This window comes from Pseudomonas sp. PDM32, from assembly GCF_019219225.1.
GTDB lineage: Bacteria > Pseudomonadota > Gammaproteobacteria > Pseudomonadales > Pseudomonadaceae > Aquipseudomonas > Aquipseudomonas laurylsulfatiphila.
Genome location: NZ_JAHUWE010000021.1, coordinates 37,369 through 55,928, shown reverse-complemented (window position 1 = coordinate 55,928; position 18,560 = coordinate 37,369). Strand labels below are relative to the sequence as shown.

The 18,560-nt window shown below is 61.4% G+C and carries 12 protein-coding genes; 11 read left to right on the top strand and 1 reads right to left on the bottom strand.

Annotated elements, in window-relative coordinates; genetic code table 11:
* On the bottom strand, positions 1–3,781 hold a 3,781-nt coding region (locus KW846_RS29030; protein WP_218486373.1), incomplete at its 3' end, for a retention module-containing protein.
* A gap of 356 nt (positions 3,782–4,137) precedes the next feature.
* Between KW846_RS29030 and KW846_RS29025 the strand changes: the two genes are divergently transcribed.
* From KW846_RS29025 to KW846_RS28975, 11 genes are all read left to right on the top strand, one after another.
* The gene (locus tag KW846_RS29025; protein ID WP_218486372.1) at positions 4,138–5,487 is read left to right on the top strand and encodes a TolC family outer membrane protein; all 1,350 of its coding nucleotides are present in this window, start codon (positions 4,138–4,140) and stop codon (positions 5,485–5,487) included.
* 42 nt (positions 5,488–5,529) lie between these two features.
* Positions 5,530–7,686 carry a type I secretion system permease/ATPase gene (locus KW846_RS29020; RefSeq protein ID WP_218486371.1) on the top strand — a complete coding sequence of 719 codons (2,157 nt, stop codon included), beginning with the start codon at positions 5,530–5,532 and terminating at the stop codon, positions 7,684–7,686.
* A complete protein-coding gene (locus KW846_RS29015) occupies positions 7,676–9,040 on the top strand; it encodes an HlyD family type I secretion periplasmic adaptor subunit (protein ID WP_218486370.1) in 1,365 nt (454 codons plus the stop codon). Before KW846_RS29020 ends, KW846_RS29015 begins: the two co-directional genes overlap by 11 nt.
* Before the next feature lie 371 nt (positions 9,041–9,411).
* Positions 9,412–10,299: a TauD/TfdA family dioxygenase gene (locus KW846_RS29010; RefSeq protein WP_218486369.1), complete on the top strand. Its 888-nt coding sequence runs from the start codon at positions 9,412–9,414 to the stop codon at positions 10,297–10,299.
* An 18-nt stretch (positions 10,300–10,317) separates the two neighbouring features.
* Entirely contained in the window at positions 10,318–11,343 is a 1,026-nt protein-coding gene (locus KW846_RS29005) for an ABC transporter substrate-binding protein (protein WP_015092949.1), read from the top strand.
* A 5-nt stretch (positions 11,344–11,348) separates the two neighbouring features.
* On the top strand, positions 11,349–12,209 hold the full coding sequence (locus KW846_RS29000) for an ABC transporter ATP-binding protein (protein ID WP_102675794.1): 861 nt from the start codon (positions 11,349–11,351) through the stop codon (positions 12,207–12,209).
* Between the two features lie 21 nt (positions 12,210–12,230).
* Positions 12,231–13,097, top strand: coding sequence for an ABC transporter permease (locus KW846_RS28995; RefSeq protein WP_218486368.1), 867 nt, complete (start codon positions 12,231–12,233; stop codon positions 13,095–13,097).
* Between the two features lie 108 nt (positions 13,098–13,205).
* The gene (locus tag KW846_RS28990) at positions 13,206–14,123 is read left to right on the top strand and encodes a LysR family transcriptional regulator (protein WP_102702427.1); all 918 of its coding nucleotides are present in this window, start codon (positions 13,206–13,208) and stop codon (positions 14,121–14,123) included.
* Positions 14,124–14,338: 215 nt separating this feature from the next.
* Positions 14,339–15,871, top strand: coding sequence for an MFS transporter (locus KW846_RS28985; RefSeq protein WP_218486367.1), 1,533 nt, complete (start codon positions 14,339–14,341; stop codon positions 15,869–15,871).
* Positions 15,872–15,897: 26 nt separating this feature from the next.
* On the top strand, positions 15,898–16,962 hold the full coding sequence (locus KW846_RS28980; RefSeq protein ID WP_218486366.1) for an HlyD family secretion protein: 1,065 nt from the start codon (positions 15,898–15,900) through the stop codon (positions 16,960–16,962).
* Positions 16,959–18,506: an efflux transporter outer membrane subunit gene (locus KW846_RS28975; RefSeq protein ID WP_218486365.1), complete on the top strand. Its 1,548-nt coding sequence runs from the start codon at positions 16,959–16,961 to the stop codon at positions 18,504–18,506. Before KW846_RS28980 ends, KW846_RS28975 begins: the two co-directional genes overlap by 4 nt.
* The last annotated feature ends 54 nt before the right edge of the window (positions 18,507–18,560 follow it).

The window sequence follows — 18,560 nt, the reverse complement described above, 5'->3', positions numbered from 1 at the left end:
CAATGGTGATGACCTTGCCGCTGTCCAACGTCACGGTGACCGGACCGTTCTGCGCGGTGACCGGTTTACCCTGGGCATCGGTCAGGGTCGCGGTGTAGGTGATGGTGCCGTTCTCGTCCACGCTCGGCGTCGCGGTCAGGGTCACGGTGGTGGTGTCGTTGACGTCGTTGACCGTGGTGGTCACTGGCGTTGTGTTTGGCGACACCAATTCCAGGTTGCCACCCACCGCGTCCTTGATGGATTCAGTGACGGTGGTTGGACCGGTGTAGACGTCGTTGCCGACAGTGACCGGCAGGCTACCGGAGCTCTGACCTTCGGCGATGGTGATGACTTTGCCGCTGTCCAACGTCACGGTGACCGGACCGTTCTGCGCGGTGACCGGTTTACCCTGGGCATCGGTCAGGGTCGCGGTGTAGGTGATGGTGCCGTTCTCGTCGACGCTCGGCGTCGCGGTCAGGGTCACGGTGGTGGTGTCGTTGACGTCGTTGACCGTGGTGGTCACTGGCGTTGTGTTTGGCGACACCAATTCCAGGTTGCCACCCACCGCGTCCTTGATGGATTCAGTGACGGTGGTCGGACCGGTGTAGACGTCGTTGCCGACGCTGACCGGCAGGCTACCGGAGCTCTGACCTTCGGCAATGGTGATGACTTTGCCGCTGTCCAACGTCACGGTGACCGGACCGTTTTGTGCGGTGACCGGTTTACCCTGGGCATCGGTCAGCGTGGCGGTGTAGGTGATGGTGCCGTTCTCGTCGACGCTCGGGGTCGCGGTCAGGGTCACCGTGGTGGTGTCGTTGACGTCGTTGACCGTGGTGGTCACTGGCGTTTTCACCGGATCGAGGGACTCGAGGTTGCCGCCGTCGGCCGATTTAATCGACTCGGTGACGGTGGTCGGGCCGGTGTAGACGTCGTTGCCGACGGTGACCGGCAAGGTGCCAGAGCTCTGGCCTTCGGCGATGGTGATGACCTTGCCGCTGTCGAGGGTCACGGTCACTGGACCGTTTTGCGCGGTGACCGGTTTGCCCTGGGCATCGGTCAGCGTCGCGGTGTAGGTGATGGTGCCGTTCTCGTCGACGCTCGGGGTCGCGGTCAAGGTCACGGTGGTGGTGTCGTTGACGTCATTGACCGTGGTGGTCACTGGCGTTGTGTTTGGCGACACCAATTCCAGGTTGCCACCCACTGCGTCCTTGATGGATTCGGTGACGGTGGTTGGACCGGTGTAGACGTCGTTGCCGACAGTGACCGGCAGGCTACCGGAGCTCTGACCTTCGGCGATGGTGATGACTTTGCCGCTGTCCAACGTCACGGTGACCGGACCGTTCTGCGCGGTGACCGGTTTACCCTGGGCATCGGTCAGGGTCGCGGTGTAGGTGATGGTGCCGTTCTCGTCGACGCTCGGCGTCGCGGTCAGGGTCACGGTGGTGGTGTCGTTGATGTCGTTGACCGTGGTGGTCACTGGCGTTGTGTTTGGCGACACCAATTCCAGGTTGCCACCCACCGCGTCCTTGATGGATTCAGTGACGGTGGTTGGACCGGTGTAGACGTCGTTGCCGACGGTGACCGGCAAGGTGCCAGAACTCTGACCTTCGGCAATGGTGATGACCTTGCCGCTGTCCAACGTCACGGTGACCGGACCGTTCTGCGCGGTGACCGGTTTGCCCTGGGCATCGGTCAGCGTGGCGGTGTAGGTGATGGTGCCGTTCTCGTCGACGCTCGGCGTCGCGGTCAAGGTCACCGTGGTGGTGTCAATCGAGTCACTGATGGATGTTACTGCCGGTTCTTTACTCGGCACCAGGTTCTCGAAGTTGCCGCCCGTGGTACCGGTGATGGTGGTGCTGACGGTGCTGCCGTTGACATAAACGTCATTGGCCGGCGTGTCGACCACGACAGTGCCGCTGGTCTGGCCCGCGTCGATGGTAATGACCGAGCCATTGCTCAAGGTCACGGTCATCGGAGTGCCGGCCGGGTTAGTCAGGGTCGCGGTGTAGGTGATCTGGCCGCCTTCGGTGATGTTGCCGGTGGCTGTCAGGGTCAGCGCGGTGTTGTCCACCGAATCGGCAATGGTGGTCACAGCTGGCGTGGTGTTCGGCACCAGGTTTTCGAAGTTGCCGCCCGTGATACCGGTGATGGTGGTGCTGACGGTGCTGCCGTTGTTGTAAACGTCGTTGGCCGCAGTTGGCACATTGACGCTGCCGCTGGTTTGGCCCGCGTCGATGGTAATGACCGAGCCATTGCTCAAGGTCACGGTCATCGGAGTGCCGGCCGGGTTAGTCAGGGTCGCGGTGTAGGTGATCTGGCCGCCTTCTGTGATGTTGCCGGTGGCTGTCAGGGTCAGCGCGGTGTTGTCCACCGAATCGGCAATGGTGGTCACAGCTGGCGTGGTGTTCGGCACCAGGTTTTCGAAGTTGCCGCCCGTGATACCGGTGATGGTGGTGCTGACGGTGCTGCCGTTGTTGTAAACGTCGTTGGCCGCAGTTGGCACATTGACGCTGCCGCTGGTTTGACCCGCGTCGATGGTAATGACCGAGCCGTTGCTCAAGGTCACGGTCATCGGAGTGCCGGCCGGGTTAGTCAGGGTCGCGGTGTAGGTGATCTGGCCGCCTTCGGTGATGTTGCCGGTGGCTGTCAGGGTCAGCCCGGTGTTGTCCACCGAATCGGCAATGGTGGTCACAGCTGGTGTGGTGTTCGGCACCAGGTTTTCGAAGTTGCCGCCCGTGGTGCCGGTGATGGTGGTACTGACGGTGCTGCCGTTGACATAGACGTCATTGGCCGAAGTCGGCACGTTCACGGTGCCGCTGGTCTGGCCGGCGGCGATGGTGATGGTCGAACCGTTGGACAGAGTGACGGTTACTGGCGTCTGTGCCGGATTGCTCAGGGTCGCGGTGTAGGTAATCTGGCCGCCTTCAGTGACGGTGTTGCCGGCCGTCAGGGTGACCGTGGTGGTGTCGAGGGTATCGGTGACCTGGGTCACGGCCGGGGCAGTCGGCGGTATCACACTAATGCCGCTGCCGCCGCTGGTGCCGGTGACAGTTACATCGATCTGGGTCGCGTCGTTATAGACAGTGTCGTTCGCAGCCAATGGCACGTTGACTGTGCCGGTGGTCGCGCCAGCGGGAATCAGAATCACGGCGCCGTTGGATAACGTGACAATCAGGTCGGTCAGTGGTGCCTGGGTCAGGGTCGCGGTGTACACCAGCACGCCACCAGCCTCGGTGATGGTCGGCGTGGCACTGAGGCTGAGGACTGATTCACTCGGGGTATTGGCGTTGGCGCTGGCATTAACGTTGGTGTTGGTGGACTGGCTACCCGGGATTTCCAGGGTCGTTTGCCCGGCAGAGTTGATGCCCTCGGTCGGAAAGCCGATTGTCGGATCGACGCGGCCAGCGGTGGCGTCGAGCATGACGAAGCTGTGACCGCCCCCGGCGGCACCACCCGAACCTGCGGCAGTCGGGCCGGCGGCGGTGGCTTCAAGGTCTTTGGTCGGGTCGGCACCGGAGGCAATGGCTTGTTGCAGCTCTTCAACGGACGGCGCGGCTTGTTCGGTGGCGGCTGCCAGGTCAGCACTGGAGTCCGGCGCGTCAGCGCTCCACTGGGTATCGCGGCCCAGGTCGAGGGTGCGGCCATCGGCCAGTTCCAGGGACACGGCACCGGAAAGACCAGTGTCTATCTGGTCCCCGGCGAACAGTTTGTCGCCTTCAACGAGAACGCGGCGTATGCCCTCTGGGGACACCACGAAAACTTGACCGACAATGCTTTTGACGATGGCAACAACACTGCTCATTGAAGACTCTCCGGGGTGTCACGTTCAGTTGACTTCCATAGACCTGATGGCGTCTGCGCCGACCAGTCTGGACGTTCATTGCAAAATAGATGCACAAGTTTGACGCTTTAATTCGTCAATATTTTGGCTATATCTTTTCGCTATTAACTTTATGCCAAACTATTGACCTTCTTGGAGCCATCCTAAACAATCGTCCCAGTAATGTCACATTGATATTTGAGCTGTGACCCTGTCCTCGGTATGTGATCCAGTTCTGCTTTTGAGCTTTCCGACGTACGGTCATTCCGCTGCCATCTTCCGACACGGCGCGCTTTTCAGTCGTGATTCAAGACAAGAAGTCCTGGGAAATTCTTACAATGCGTTCGCCTTTGTTCATGGCTCTACCTTTCGCCCTTGCCGCGTCTTTCGTACAAGCGCAATCCTTACCCGAAGCCATGCAACAGGCGCTGGATGTCCATCCGGAGGTCCAGGCCGGCGTCAACAGTCGGTTGGCGGCTGATTATCAGTTGAAGGCGGCGAAAGGTGGATATTTGCCCCGGGTCGACCTGCTGGGCGGTTATGGTCGTGAAGGCACCGATAGCGTGACGACGCGAGACGGCAGCAACAATCACTTCGAAACCCTGAATCGCAGTGAATCAAGTTTGCGACTGACCCAAATGGTTTTTGACGGTTTTGCGACGACCAGCGAAGTAGGGCGTCAACAAGCCACCGTCAACTCCCGCGCCTATTCGCTGCTGAGTACTTCCGAGCGTACCGGGCTGACCGTGGCCCAGGTCTATCTCGACGTGCTGACCCGTCGCGAATTCGTGCGCCTGGCCGAGGACAACCTCAAGAGCCACCAACGCATTTACGACCAGATCCAGCTGCGCACCCAGCGTGGCGTCGGCAGTGGCGCCGACCTCGATCAGGCGGAGGCGCGGATGGCCCAGGCGCGCAACAACCTGATCACCGAGCAGACCAACCTGGCTGATGCCGAGACCAACTATCTGTCCGCTGTCGGCCAGATGCCCGATCAGCTGGAGCGCCCGCCGAGTTTCCTGGCGTTGATGCCGGCCAACCTGAATGAAGCCCGTGCGCAGATGCTGGAAAACAGCCCGATCCTGCGCTCGGCCGAATCCGACATCGCCGCCGCCGAAAAGCAGTACGACACGGCCAAGTCGACCTTCTACCCACGCTTTGATGCTGAACTGGGTCGCACCGCAGACAACGATATCGATGGTCAGAATGGCCATAACAACGAATGGCAGGCCATGCTGCGCATGCGCTTCAACCTGTATGCCGGCGGCAGCAACAAGGCCGACCTGGAATCCAAGGCCTACCTGTCGAATCAGGCGCTGGACATTCGCAACAACGCCCTGCGCCAATTGAATGAAGAACTTGGCCTGGCCTGGAACGCGCTGAACAACGCCAATGCACAGGTGCCGATCGCCCAGCAGTACGTTGATCACAGCACCGCCGTGCGAACCGCTTACCAGCGTCAGTTCAGCCTCGGCGAGCGCACTCTGCTCGATTTGCTCGACAGCGAGAACGAGTTGTTCACCTCTTCTCACCGTCTGGCGGAGATCAAGAACATTCAGTTATTTACTCAGTACCGAATCAAGGCGACCATGGGCGAGTTGCTCAAGAGCCAGGGAGTGGTCGCACCATTGGCATCCGTTGTGCAGAACGACGTGAAGCCCAAGGTCCAATTGCCCGGTATGAATTGAGCAGGACCTTCATCGTTCAATTGTTAGCCAAGAGTGCCGAGCGTGGAATCAGAAGTCAGTCGGGTTCAACTCATTCATGATCCGCGCGCGTTGCATGACGATCCGTTGCTGGATGGTCTGCTCGCTCTTTGCATGCTGCACCAGAAACCGGCCAGCGCGGCCATGCTCACCACCGGCCTGCCACTGCCCGAGCAGCGTTTGAGTGTCGAGCTGCTGCCACGCGCGGCGGCTCGCGCGGGGCTGCAAGGTCGGGTGCTGCAGCGCAAGCTGGGGGACATTCCAGCGATTGCCATGCCGGCATTGTTGCTGCTCAAGGACGGTCGCAGCGCCGTCCTGCTTGGCTGGCAAGGCGAAGATCAGGCGCGGGTGCTGCTCAGCGAAAGCGATGGCGGTGAGTCCCTGGTCAGCCGCGAGCTGCTGGCCGACGATTACACCGGCAAAGTCTTTTTTGCCCAGCCACAGCACAAATTCGACGTCAATCACGGCACGCTGATTCCCCGTGCGCGCTCGTGGTTCCGCGACACCCTCAAGCGTTCGCGCTGGTTGTACGCCGACGCCATTGCCGCCAGCTTCCTGATCAACATCATTGCCATGGCCGCGCCGTTGTTCGTGATGAACGTCTACGACCGTGTCGTGCCGAACCAGGCCGAAGCGACGCTATGGGTGCTGGCCGTCGGCATCTCTGGCGCCTACCTCTTCGACCTGATCCTGAAAAGCCTGCGCAGCCTGTGCCTGGATCTGGCCGGCAAGAAAACCGACCTGATTATCTCGGCCACGCTGTTCGAGCGCATCGTCGGCATGACCATGAAGTACCGGCCGGCACGGGTCGGCAGTTTTGCCCAGAACATCCATGAATTTCAGAGTCTGCGCGATTTCCTCGCCTCGCTGACCCTCACCAGCCTGATCGACCTGCCGTTCACCCTGCTGATCTTCATGGTTATCGCGATCCTCGGCGGCCATCTTGTGTGGATACCGGTGTTGGCATTCCCGATCGCCCTGGCCATCGGCTATGCGTTGCAAAAACCCCTGGTGGCGACCATGGAGCGGACCATGGCGCTGGGGGCCGAGCGTCAGTCGAGCCTGATCGAAACCTTGGCCGGGCTGGATGCGGTAAAGGTCAACAACGCTGAAAGCGAGCGCCAGTATCAGTGGGAACAGACCATCGGCACCCTCAGTCGCCTTGAATTGCGGGTGAAGATGCTGTCCGGCCTGGCGATGAATATCACCTTGCTGATCCAGCAACTGGCCGGGGTGATCATGATCGTCTTCGGTGTGTACCAGATCATCGACGGTCACCTGAGCATGGGCGGCCTGATTGCCTGCTACATGCTCAGTGGTCGTGCGCTCAGCCCGCTGGCATCGCTCTCCGGGTTGCTGACGCGCTATCAGCAGGCACGGGTGACCATGACGTCCGTCGATCAAATGATGGAACTGCCCCAGGAGCGCAATTTCGAAGAGCGCCCGCTCAGCCGCAAGATATTGCAGGGTGCCATTGAATGCCGCCAGCTTAATTTCACCTACCCCCAACAGCAGAACCTGGCGCTGAAGAACATCAATCTGTCGATTCAGCCCGGTGAGAAAATCGGCATCATCGGTCGAAGTGGCTCGGGCAAGAGCTCGCTGGCCAAACTGCTGGTAGGGCTCTATCAGCCCGATGATGGCTCGTTGTTGGTCGATGGCGTGGATATCCGCCAGATCGACGTCAGCGAGCTGCGCTACAACATCGGCTACGTGCCCCAGGACATTCAGCTGCTCGCCGGCACCTTGCGCGACAACCTGGTTTCCGGTGCGCGGTATGTCGAGGATGAACTGGTGCTGCAAGCGGCAGAGCTAGCTGGTGTCCACGAATATGCACGCCTGCATCCGCAGGGTTATGAGCTGCAAGTGGGCGAGCGCGGGCAGAACCTCTCTGGCGGCCAGCGGCAGAACGTGGCCCTGGCCCGTGCGCTACTGCTCAATCCGCCGATCCTGCTGCTCGACGAACCGACCAGTGCCATGGATAACACCGGTGAAGAGCGCCTCAAGCAGCGCCTGGCAGCCGTGATCGAAAACAAGACCGTGGTGCTGGTGACACACCGGGCATCGCTGTTGTCGCTGGTGGATCGGCTGATCGTGATCGACCGCGGGCAGATACTCGCCGACGGCCCGAAAGCCGCGGTGATGGAAGCGTTGAAGAAGGGGCAGATCAGTGTTGCTTAAGTCGGGTAAGGGTTCGATCCTTCGCTACTTCAAGGGCTCTGCTTCGCTTCAGGGTCAGCCGCTGCCGGAGGTCAACAAGGCGTTGATCGAAGATGCGCCGCGTGTGGTGCGGCTGACGATCTGGGCGATCATCTCATTCTTCGTATTCCTGATGCTCTGGGCCAACTTCGCGGTCATCGACGAAGTGACCAAGGGCGATGGCAAGGCGATTCCGTCGTCGAAGATCCAGAAAATCCAGAACCTTGAGGGCGGCATCATTTCCGAGCTGTTCGTCAAGGAAGGCCAGATCGTCGACGCCGGTGCCCCGCTGCTTCGCCTGGATGACACGCGATTTGCCTCGAACGTCGGTGAAACCGAAGCCGATCGGTTGTCGATGGTGCTGCGGGTCGAGCGCCTGAGTGCGGAGGTCGACGATCGTCCGCTGAACTTCCCCGAGGATGTACTCAAGGCCGTGCCGGGTCAGGCCAAGAGCGAAGAGTCGCTCTATATCAGCCGCCGCCAGCAGTTGCATGACGAGATTGGAGGCTTGCAGGAGCAGTTGATCCAGCGTCAGCAGGAGCTGCGTGAGTTCACCTCCAAGCAGGCGCAGTACCGCCAGCAATTGGGCTTCCAGCGTCAGGAAATCAGCATGTCCGAGCCATTGGTGGCCCAGGGCGCGGTATCGCCGGTGGAAGTCCTGCGCCTCAGGCGTGCCGAAGCGGAGACCCGTGGCCAGCTCGACGCCACCACCCTGGCTATTCCGCGAGCCGAGTCGGCGATCAAGGAAGTGCAGCGCAAAATTGACGAAACCCGCGGCAAGTTCCGTAGCGATGCCCTGACCCAACTCAATGAAGCACGCACCGATCTGAACAAGGCTCAGGCCACCGGCAAGGCCCTGGAAGACCGGGTCAGCCGGACGCTGGTCACCTCGCCGGTGCGGGGTATCGTTAACAAGCTGCTGGTCAATACCATTGGCGGGGTTATCCAGCCAGGCAGCGACCTGGTGGAAATCGTGCCGCTGGACGACACCTTGCTGGTCGAGGCGAAGATCCGCCCGCAGGACATCGCGTTCCTGCACCCGGGGCAGGAAGCGACGGTGAAATTCACTGCCTATGACTACACCATCTACGGTGGGCTGAAGGCCAAGCTGGAACAGATCGGTGCCGACACCATTACCGACGAAGACAAGAAAACCACCTACTACATCATCAAGCTGCGCACAGAACGCAGCCACTTGGGCACCGACGAAAAGCCCTTGTTGATCATTCCGGGAATGGTGGCTTCTGTTGACATCATCACCGGCAAGAAGACCGTCCTCAGCTACCTGCTCAAGCCGATCATCCGCGCGCGGGCCGAGGCGCTGCACGAGCGGTAATTCGTCATTGAGGCTGATGGCCCCATCGCGAGCAGGCTCGCTCCCACATGGATTTTTTGCTGGATCACAAATTTGTGCCCAGCGGAGAACCCCTGTGGGAGCGAGCCTGCTCGCGAAGGCGTCAGTGGAAACACCACAACCCTGTCAGTAAGTGACAAAAAACGTCACTCCGCAATCCACGCAGTCCCTTTTCAATTGCCATATCGTTATTCATTAACGGTATTTAAATTTCAATTCTTATATCTATAAAGTCAATCTCCTGCGTACCTGCCGACCAATCGGCGCGCCGCACGACACGAACCAACACGGGACCTCCGTGAGTTTCTGATCGACGCGCGCGCCATTGAGCGTGCCGTGCGTGGGAGTGATTTATGTCTGCAGCCTCAGCTTCGCCAAGCATCGCGCCACAATTCTTTGAAATCCGCCCTTTCAGCGGAGCGGTGGGCGCCGAAATCCTCGGCCTCGATTTGTCCCGCCCGATCAATGATGAGGACTTTGCCCGCATTCACCGCGCGCACCTGGACCATCATGTGGTGGTGTTCCGCGACCAGCGCATCACCCCGCAACAGCACATCGACTTCAGCCGTCGTTTTGGCGTGTTGCAGATTCACGTGCTTAAGCAGTTCCTGCTGGCAGGGCATCCGGAAATCCTCATCGTTTCCAACATCGTCGAAAACGGCCAGAACATCGGCCTGGGTGATGCCGGCAAGTTCTGGCATTCCGATCTCTCCTACAAACAACTGCCGAGCCTGGGCTCGATGCTGCACGCCCAGGAGCTGCCAGCGGAAGGCGGCGACACCTTGTTCGCCGACATGCACAAGGCCTGGGACAACCTGCCCGAGGCGCTGCGCAAAGCGGTAGAAGGCCGCTCGGCCGCGCACTCCTACACGGCGCGTTACAGCGAGACCAAATTCGAAGGCAACTGGCGCCCGACCCTGACCCCGGAGCAACTGGCCCAGGTTGCGGAGGTGGTCCATCCGGTCGTGCGTACCCACCCGGAAAACGGCCGCAAGGCGTTGTTCGTCAGCGAGGGATTCACCACCCGCATCGTTGGCCTGCCGGAGGACGAGAGCCAGCAACTGCTGGCCGAACTCTACGCCCACAGCGTGTTGCCGCAAAACATCTACCGCCATCAATGGCAGCCCCATGACCTGGTGTTCTGGGACAACCGTTCGCTGATCCACCTCGCCGCCGGCTGCCCCAGCCATCTGCGCCGCAAGCTGTATCGCACCACCATCCAGGGCGACGCGCCTTTCTGAATTGCCGGAGATTTGATCATGTCCAAACGTCTGCCCTTTGCACCCCTGGCCGCCGCCATCGGCCTGGGTTTCAGCCTGATCGCCGGCAGCCTGGTGGCGCCGACCGTGGCCCACGCCGAAGGTGAAATCCGCATCGCCGAACAGTTCGGCATTGTCTACCTGCTGCTCAACGTGGTGCGCGATCAGAACCTGATCGAGAAGTACGGCAAGCAGGAAGGTATCGACATCAAGGTTGACTGGACCCAGCTCTCCGGTGGCGCGGCGGTCAATGATGCACTGCTGTCCGGCTCGATCGACATTGCCGGTGCCGGTGTCGGCCCGCTGCTGACCATCTGGGATCGCACCCACGGCAAGCAGAACGTCAAGGCCGTGGCTTCTCTCGGCAACTTCCCGTACTACCTGGTGAGCAACAACCCCAAGGTCAAGACCATTGCCGATTTCACCGAGAAGGACCGCATCGCGGTGCCGGCGGTGGGCGTGTCCGTACAGTCACGCTTCCTGCAATACGCGGCCGCCAGGCAGTGGGGCGACAAGGAATTCAACCGCCTCGACAAGTACACCATCGCTGTTCCGCACCCTGACGCGACAGCGGCGCTGGTAGCCGGTGGCACCGAGTTGACCGGGCATTTTTCCAACCCGCCATTCCAGGACCAGGCGCTGGAAAATCCCAATGTACACGTGGTGCTGAACACCTATGACCTGCTCGGCCCGAACTCGCCGACCGTGCTGTTCGCCACCGAGAAATTCCGCAACGAGAACCCGAAAACCTACAAGGCCTTCATCGAAGCGCTGACCGAGGCCGCACAGTTCGCACAGAACGATAAAGGCGCAGCGGCGGACACTTACATCCGCGTGACCAAGGCCAAAATCGACCGCGCCGCGTTGCTGAAAATCATCGACAACCCGCAGTTCGAGTTCAGCGTCACGCCGAAAAACACTTACCCGTTGGCCGAGTTTCTCTACCGTGTCGGCGCGATCAAAAACAAACCGGACTCGTGGAAGGATTATTTCTTCCAGGACGCCAAGCCGCTGCAAGGGAGCTGACCGAAATGAACGCCCCTTTGCAAGGCCACACGGTCAGCAATCCGATCGCGGCAGCCCAGGCGCTGCTCTCGGTCGATAACGTCAGCCTCGAGTACCGCACGCCGCAGCGGGTGGTGCGGGCGACCCATCAAGTCAGCTTCGAGATCGATCCGGCGGACCGTTTTGTCCTGCTCGGGCCGTCCGGTTGCGGCAAGTCGACCTTGCTCAAGGCCGCTGCCGGCTTCATCCAGCCCGTGGAAGGCGAGATCCGTCTGCAAGGCCAGCGCGTCGATGCGCCGGGACCGGACCGGATCGTGGTGTTCCAGGAGTTCGATCAACTGCCACCGTGGAAAACCGTCAAACAGAACGTGATGTTTCCACTGCTGGCCTCGAAAACCCTCAAGCGCAAAGAGGCTGAAGCGCGGGCCTTGCACTACCTGGAGAAGGTCGGCCTGGCGGCGTTTGCCGATGCCTATCCACACACCTTGTCCGGTGGCATGAAGGCTCGGGTTGCCATCGCCCGGGCGCTGGCGATGCAGCCGAAAATCCTCCTGATGGACGAACCCTTCGCCGCCCTCGACGCGCTGACCCGACGCAAGATGCAGGAGGAACTGTTGCTGCTCTGGGAGGAAGTGCGCTTCACGCTGCTGTTCGTCACGCACTCCATCGAAGAGGCGCTGGTGGTGGGTAACCGCATTCTGTTGCTGTCGCCGCATCCGGGGCGAGTGCGGGCGGAAGTGCACAGCCACCAATACGATTTGCACAGCCTCGGCGGTGTGGCGTTTCAGGAATCGGCGCGCCGCATTCACCGGCTGTTGTTCGATGAAGGTCAATCGCCGCAAGCCGAGCATGAGCTGGATTTCGCTGACATCCGCATCGCGTATTGAGCCAGTTGAGAGGAGGGCCCGATGAGCCATTTATCATCCCCACGTGAAGCGTTCGAAACGGTTTTGCAGCCACTGACCAGCGTGCCGCTGGAGCGTGAACTGCCCCTTGGGCAACGTCTGTGGCAACAGGGCTGGTTGCGTAAAACCCTGATCCTGGTGTTGCTCGCCGTGCTCTGGGAGGCCGTTGCGCGCTATCAGAACAACGACCTGCTGTTGCCGAGCTTCTTGCAGACCGCTCACGCGCTGTACGACGGCCTGCTCAGTGGCGAGCTGCTGGGCAAGGTGTGGATCTCTCTGGTGGTGTTGCTCAAGGGTTACCTGATCGGCATCGTCCTGGCGTTTGGCCTGACGACACTGGCGGTGTCGACGCAATTCGGTCGCGACTTGCTCAGTACCCTGACTTCGATGTTCAACCCGTTGCCCGCTATCGCGCTATTGCCGTTGGCACTGTTGTGGTTCGGCCTGGGGCAGAACAGCCTGATTTTCGTGCTGGTGCATTCGGTGCTCTGGGCCTTGGCGCTGAACACCTACGCCGGGTTTCTCGGCGTCTCGGAAACACTGCGCATGGCCGGGCGCAACTATGGCCTCAAGGGCATGCGTTTTGTGCTGTTCATCCTGATCCCGGCGGCGCTGCCGTCGATCCTTGCCGGTCTGAAGATCGGCTGGGCGTTTGCCTGGCGGACGTTGATTGCTGCCGAGTTGGTGTTTGGCGCGACCAGCGGCAAGGGTGGGTTGGGGTGGTACATCTTTCAGAATCGCAATGAGCTGTACACCGACAAGGTGTTTGCCGGCCTGGCGGTGGTGATTCTGATTGGGTTGCTGGTGGAGAATCTGGTGTTTAATTCGGTGGAGCGGGTGACGGTGAAGCGCTGGGGGATGCAGCGCTGATCGCAAACCAGAAGATCACATGCCTCTGTAGGAGCTGCCGAAGGCTGCGATCTTTTGATCTGCTAGCATTGCACCTGGATCAATCCTGATCGGCCATGAGTGCCCTGCATGCAACTCCCGGACATGAACCTGTTGGTCGCCCTCGACGCCTTGCTCGACGAGGGCAGTGTGGTGGGGGCGGCACGGCGGATGAACCTGAGCCCGGCGGCCATGAGCCGGACGTTGACGCGCATCCGCGAAGCCATTGGCGACCCGATCCTGGTGCGCGCCGGCCGTGGCCTGGTGCCGACCCCCAAGGCGCTGGAATTGCGCGAGCAAGTGCGCAGCGTGGTGGAGCAGGCCGGGTTGCTGTTTCGGTCGGCCGATGCGGTGGAGCTGAGTTCGCTGCGGCGTCGGTTCAGTATTCGGGCCAACGACTTCTTTGTCGGTGTTTACGGCGGCAGGTTGTTCGACACCCTCGACCGGCAGGCGCCGCACTGCGAATTGCGTTTCGTCCCGGAAGGCGATGGCGATGATGAGGCCTTGCGCGAAGGGCGGATCGATCTGAGCGTCAGCAACACACGGCCGCTGACCCCGGAAGTGAAGGTTCAGAACCTATTTTCCACCCACTTCGTCGGTCTGGTGCGCGAGGATCATCCGCTGCTGGACGAAGAGATCACGGCAGAGCGCTATGCCGGTTATTCCCATATCAGCATGTCCCGGCGCGGCATTGCCCGGGGGCCGATCGATACCGCGCTCAATGCCCTGGGCCTGGAGCGGCGGGTGGCGGTGATCGCGCCAAGCTTTCATGCGGCGATGTTTGCCTTGCCCGATTCCGACCTGATCCTGCCGGTGCCCAAGGAAGCCTTGCTGAGCGTGCGGCGGCTGGGGTTGAAACTGCGCTCGTTCAACCTGCCGATTCCGTTGCCGACCCTGATGCTGACCCAGGCCTGGCATCCGCGCTTCGACAAGGACCCGGCGCACCGCTGGCTGCGTGAAACCCTGAAAACCTGCTGCGATGAGACGTGGCTGGCGGCTCAACCGTGAGCTGATCAGTTCCCCTGTGGGAGCGAGCTTGCTCGCGATGAGGCCGGCAGCCTCGACATCCCTATTGGCTGACCTGCCGTTATCGCGAGCAAGCTCGCTCCCACAGGAGGGTATCGTTGCGTCTGACGCATTTATAACCTGCCAATAAGTTGATTTTCGTCAGGCATCACGCTTTTTAGAATGCTTCGGTCTTTCCACGCCGGAGCTCGCAGTACATGACTTCCCTTACGGTCACGGCACCTGTCGCGGCGGCCAGCACGGCAGCCGCACCGCCGGTCTTCGGCCCACGGATCATCATCGGCCTGGTGGGCGTGCTGCTGGCGGTGCTGGTGTCGGGCCTGAACGAGATGGTGACCAAGGTCGCGCTCGCCGACATCCGCGGTGCATTGGCCGTCGGCTACGACGAAGGCACCTGGCTGGTCGCCTGCTACACCGCGACGTCGGTGGCGGCCATGGCGTTTGCGCCCTGGTGTGCGGTGACGTTCTCGTTGCGGCGTTTCACCCTGTGCGCCATCAGCCTGTTCACCCTGTTGGGTGTGTTGTGCCCCTTCGCCCCGAATTACGAAAGCCTGCTGTTGCTGCGTACCTTGCAAGGCCTGGCGGGCGGCGCACTGCCCCCCATGTTGATGACCGTGGCCCTGCGGTTTCTGCCCGCCAACGTGAAGTTGTATGGCCTGGCCGGTTATGCCCTGACGGCGACGTTCGGCCCGGGCCTGGGCACGCCATTGGCCGGGCTGTGGACCGAATACGTCGGTTGGCAATGGACTTTCTGGCAAATCATCGCGCCGTGCCTGATTGCCATGGTCGCGGTAGCGTACGGCTTGCCCCAGGACCCGCTGCGCCTGGAGCGCTTCAACTCCTTCAACTGGCGCGGATTGCTGCTGGGCTTTCCCGCCATCTGCATGCTGGTGATCGGCATCCTGCAGGGCAACCGCCTGGACTGGTTCGAGTCGAACCTGATCTGCGGATTGCTCGGTGGCGGGCTGTTGCTGCTGGTGCTGTTCTTGGGCGGCGAGTGGTCGCAGCCGATACCGTTTTTCAAGATGCAGATGCTCGGCATCCGCAACCTGTCCTTTGCCCTGCTGACACTGGCGGGCGTGCTGGTGGTGCTGCAGGCGGTGATCATCATTCCGTCCAGCTACCTGGCGCAGGTCCAGGGTTATCGTCCGGTGCAGACTGCACCGATCATGCTACTGGCGGCGCTGCCGCAATTGATCGCGCTGCCGTTGGTGGCGACCCTGTGCAACTTTCGCTGGGTTGATTGCCGCTGGGTGCTGGGCATCGGCCTGGCCATGCTGGCGTTGTCGTGCGTCGGCGGCTCGCAACTGACGTCCGCTTGGATTCGCGACGATTTCTATGTGCTGCAATGGCTGCAGATTTTCGGTCAGCCCATGGCGGTGTTGCCGCTGCTGATGCTGTCCACCGGTAGCATCAACCCGATGCAAGGGCCGTTCGCATCGGCCTGGTTCAACACTGTCAAAGGCCTGTCGGCGGTCATCGCCACCGGGGTGATCGAAGCGCTGACCACGGCACGTCTGCATTTTCACTCGACCATGCTGGTCGATCGTCTCGGCAACTCGCCGCTGGCCGAGCGCGACAGCGCAAGTCTCGCTCATCGTCTGCATGAGCAAGCGCTGGTGCTCACGTCCTCTGATCTTTACCTGTGCATGGCCGGTCTCGCCGTGACCTTGATCCTGCTGATTTTCTGGCTGCCGACGCGGATCTATCCGCCGCGCACACCGACCTGAATGCTCCACTGAAACAGAAGGTTTTTATGAACACCCAAGCAAAGCAGAAAGTCGCGGTGGCCGTGGCCGTCGCATTGGCCGTCGGTGGGGCGCTGTACCTGGCAATGCCCGGCCTGTTCGGCAAGCGTACCCAGCAGAACACCAACGATGCTTACGTCTCGGCGGATTTCACCCTGGTCGTGCCGCGGGTCGCCGGGTTTATCAAGCAGGTGCTGGTGGAGGACAACCAGCAGGTCAAGGCGGGGCAATTGCTGGCGCTGATCGATGACCGGGATTTGCGCGCTGCCGCCCAGGCCGCCGACGCCGAAACGCTGGTGGCCAGGGCGCAACTGCAAAATGCCCGGGCGACCCTGGAGCGCCAGGCATCGGTGATTGCCCAGGCGCAATCTTCGGTGGTTTCGGCCAAGGCGGAAATGGCCTTTGCCGAGCATGAATTGAACCGCTACAAGCACCTCGCCGGGGTGGGCGCCGGCACGGTGCAAAATGCGCAACAGGCGCAAACACGCATCGACCAGGCCAGCGCACGGCTGGCCAATGCCACAGCGGTACTGGCGGCGGAGCGCAAGCAGGTGGAGATCCTGACGGCCCAGCGCGATGCGGCAGAAGGCGGACTGAAGAGGGCGCAAGCGAAGCTGGAAATGGCCAGCTACGAGTTGTCCTATACACGGATCGTGGCACCACAGGACGGTATGGTCGGAGAGCGCGCGGTGCGGGTCGGCGCCTACGTGACGCCGGGCAGCAAGATCCTTGCCGTGGTGCCGCTGGCGCAGGCTTATGTGGTGGCCAATTTCCAGGAAACGCAACTGACGGATGTGCAGCCGGGGCAGGCGGTGCAAGTGCGCGTCGACAGCCTGGGCGGTGCGGCACTCAACGGTCGTGTCGAAAGCATCGCACCGGCCACCGGAGTGACGTTCGCCGCGATCAAACCGGACAATGCCACTGGCAACTTCACCAAGGTGGTGCAGCGGATACCGGTGAAGATCGTGCTGGAGCCGGGGCAGTCGCTGGCCGAGCGCTTGCGGGTGGGGATGTCGGTGGAGGCGAGTATTGATACGGCCACCGCCAAGGCGAAAGAGGTTGTTCAGCGATGAAGATTTTCGTTGATAGCGCTAACGCCTTCGCGAGCAGGCTCGCTCCCACAGGGGAATGCGGTCAACTGTGGGAGCGAGCCTGCTCGCGAAGAGGCCTGTGGCAGCCACTCACCTTCAGTGCCTTGCTCGTCATGAGTCTCAGCGCCTGTACCGTCGGCCCCGATTTCCAAAAGCCCGAAACCACACAAATCGCCGAATGGGCAAAACCATCAAAGGCAGCCACCAGCCAGGCCATCGCCGAAACAATGGCCGAGCGCTGGTGGGAAGTGTTCCATGACCCGAAACTCTCGGCCTTGAGCCAGCGCGCCCTGACCGACAACCTCGACCTGAAGCTGGCCGGCAGCCGTTTGCAGCAAAGTCGTGCGGTGCGTCAGGTCATCACTGCCAACCGCTACCCCAACACGGCCGCCAGTGGCAGTTACGGGCGCAATCGCAACAGCGCTGAAGGCTTGAACGACCCGTCAGGACACAATGGCCAATCGGCTTTCAACCTGTGGAATGCCGGATTTTCCGCTTCCTGGGAGCTGGACTTCTGGGGCCGCGTGCGTCGGGAAACCGAAGCGTCCGACGCCACCTTGGAGGTCGCCGAGAACGACCGGCGTGGTGTGCTGCTGTCGGTGCTGGCCGAAACCGCCCAGGACTACATTCAATTGCGCGGTGTGCAGAACACCCGGCTTGTCACCGAACAGAACCTCGACGTCGCCCGCCATAGTCTGAAGCTCTCGCAACTGCGCCTGGCCGACGGCGTCGCGACGGATCTGGATGTCGCCGAAGCCGCCGCGCAGGTGGCGGCCATCGAATCCCGCCTGCCCGCACTGGAGCAGCGCCAGTGGCAACTGATCAATGCCTTGAGCCTGTTGATGGGCGAAGCGCCCCAGGCATTGGTGGCGGAGTTATCCACAGACGCCCCGGTGCCACAAACGCCGCGCCAGGTCGCCATTGGCTTGCCCTCGCAACTGGCTGAGCGTCGACCGGACATTCGCCAGGCCGAAGCGCGACTGCATGCCGCCACGGCCAGCATTGGCGTGGCCGCGGGGGATTTCTATCCGCGAATCACCCTGTCGGGGAACATCGGCTCCCAGGCCATGCAGCTGAGCGATTTTGGCTCCTGGGGTTCACGTTCGTTCGGGATCGGCCCGCAATTGAGTTTGCCGTTGTTCGACGGTGGCCGTTTGCGGGGCGTGCTCCAACTGCGTGAAGCGCAACAACAGGAAGCGGCCATTGCCTATCAGCAAACCGTGTTGCGCGCCTGGCATGAAATCGATGACCAACTGACCGCCTACAACGCCAGCCAATTACGCCGCGACAGTCTGGCCGAAGCCGTGCGGCAGAACCGCATTGCGCTGGACACCGCGCAACAGCAGTACGTGGAGGGCGTGGTGGATTTCGTCACCGTACTCACCGTGCAAGGGGCGTTGCTGGCCACGCAGGAGCAGTGGGTCGAGAGCTCGACCGGCGTGTCGCTGGCGGCCGTCGGGTTGTACAAGGCGTTAGGTGGGGGTTGGGAGTCGGTCTATCCGTTGGCCGAGAAGGCGCAGCGCTGATACACAGGTAATGGTGGCCATCTGCTTGACGCTCATCGCCGCTGCCGTAGACTC